This window comes from Spiroplasma sp. hy2 (assembly GCF_044714365.1).
In the GTDB taxonomy this organism is placed as follows: domain Bacteria; phylum Bacillota_I; class Bacilli_A; order Mycoplasmatales; family Mycoplasmataceae; genus Spiroplasma; species Spiroplasma phoeniceum.
The window spans coordinates 1-1,804 of the sequence record NZ_RXFZ02000187.1; the positions used below are offsets into that span (position 1 = coordinate 1).

Here is a 1,804-nt window from a genome sequence, read left to right on the forward strand (position 1 = left end):
RTTTAAAAAATATAAAGCAAAATCATAATCTTACACAAAATTAGTTTTCAAATTGTCATATTGATGATTTTTTTTATTTCATCAAGAGTTTTCGACAAAATTAAAGAACAATTTTAAAAAAATAAAACCTTATTTAATCATTTAAATAAGGTTTTTAATTTAATTACAATTTAAAAAATGGCGCCCACAGAGAGATTCGAACTCCCGACCCTACGCTTAGAAGGCGCATGCTCTCTCCTACTGAGCTACGTGGGCATACCATACAAATAATAACATAAATTAAAGAATATTTTCAAGAAAATAAGTTTGCTTTTTTAAAAATAAATTTCATCAATAATATTATAATCATGTAATACTTCTGTTACTTTTTTTGTTGGTTTTATTATTATAAATTGCTTTTGAAGGTGAATTACTGCACGATAAATTAAAATAAAAACAATACTATTAATCGTAAATTTCAATAAATTAAAAGGAATAACTATCGGTACTAAAATACTTTTAAATCATTGTACTGTTTCGTGGGGAAGATGTAAGAAATGAGCATACATGTCATAAATAAATAATCAATTAAATAATATCATTACAAATGAAGCAATAATTGTTGCTAAACTAACATTTATTGTTGTAATTAAATAATCAACTTTTTTTGAAAAATTATTTTTAAACAAGTGATTAAATCCTTTTCGTAAAAAATTATCGCCTAATCAAAAAACTAATAAAAAAATTAAATCTGCTAACATTAAAGCAAATACATCAATGGGAGTATCACCTAAATAAACCATTCGTAATCAACTAACACTAATAGTTAAAAAACTAGCATAAATAATACCAAACAAACGAAGAGATAATAACATTAAAAAATCAGTTAACTCAATTTTTAAAAATGGAGCAACGGGAAAAACTGTTAAATTCATTATTTTACTTAATCATGACAATAAAACATATAAAGCAATCACAATTGCCATTGCCACAATTCTTTTTGTATCTAAATAAAATAAATTTTTTATTTTTGTTTGCATATTATCACCTTGTTTAATTATAAATTATTTTTAAAATATAGCAAAGTAAAAACTAATTATAAAAATTATTCAGTTAAATATAAAATGCTTTGTATATGATTCATACAAAGCATTTTACATCCAACAATTTATTTTGTTTCAGGTTTAACATTTCCTAAACCAATTGTTGCATTGTATTCATTTTTAGGAAAACTTATAGTAACTATAATGCGATTAAATCCTTCAGTTAAAATTGTAGTTTTATTAGTTTTTGCAATTGATATATTTTCACTAGTTAACTCTTTTACTAAGTTAACAAGTTTTTCTTTAATTTTAATATCTTCTCTGTTTGTTATTGCCTCTATCGTATCTTTTTTGTTTTTATCAATAAAGTTTCATATATAAGGCAATGCTACTTCTAATTTTTATTTTGCATTCAATTCTGAACCATCAGCTATTCCTTTGTTTAGAATTTGAACTAAAATTGCATATGCAGTATATTCTAATGTATCAGGGTCTTGTGACAATTGAACACTATCTAAAATAATATGTATTGTATCTTTTGCAGAACCAAGTTGTAAATCAATTAAGATCTCATTATTTCCTGTTCTTAAAACAGCATTTTCTTCAGTGATTTTTGCATCACTATTTTTCAAACTATTTATTAATGTAATAATCTCTTCTCTGACATTTTTATCACTAATATTAGACTTCTTGCATAACCTATTAAAATAATTGTAAATATTTTTAAAAAGATACTAATAGCAAATTATAATTTTAATTAATTATGTCTTTTATTTAAAWAT

The 1,804-nt window shown here is 23.0% G+C and carries 3 protein-coding genes and 1 tRNA gene; all 4 read right to left on the minus strand.

Annotated elements, in window-relative coordinates; all coding sequences use genetic code 4:
- Positions 1 to 178: 178 nt before the first annotated feature.
- The 4 genes from EHV01_RS05200 to EHV01_RS05215 all read right to left on the minus strand — a co-directional run bounded on the left by EHV01_RS05200 (position 179) and on the right by EHV01_RS05215 (position 1,654).
- A tRNA-Arg gene (locus EHV01_RS05200) sits at positions 179 to 255 on the minus strand.
- A 59-nt stretch (positions 256 to 314) separates the two neighbouring features.
- Complete coding sequence (locus EHV01_RS05205; protein WP_422066529.1) at positions 315 to 1,019, minus strand: ECF transporter S component; 705 nt, start codon at positions 1,017 to 1,019, stop codon at positions 315 to 317.
- A gap of 128 nt (positions 1,020 to 1,147) precedes the next feature.
- Complete coding sequence (locus EHV01_RS05210) at positions 1,148 to 1,408, minus strand: hypothetical protein (protein WP_422066530.1); 261 nt, start codon at positions 1,406 to 1,408, stop codon at positions 1,148 to 1,150.
- A 15-nt stretch (positions 1,409 to 1,423) separates the two neighbouring features.
- A complete protein-coding gene (locus tag EHV01_RS05215; protein ID WP_422066531.1) occupies positions 1,424 to 1,654 on the minus strand; it encodes a hypothetical protein in 231 nt (76 codons plus the stop codon).
- Positions 1,655 to 1,804: the final 150 nt, after the last annotated feature.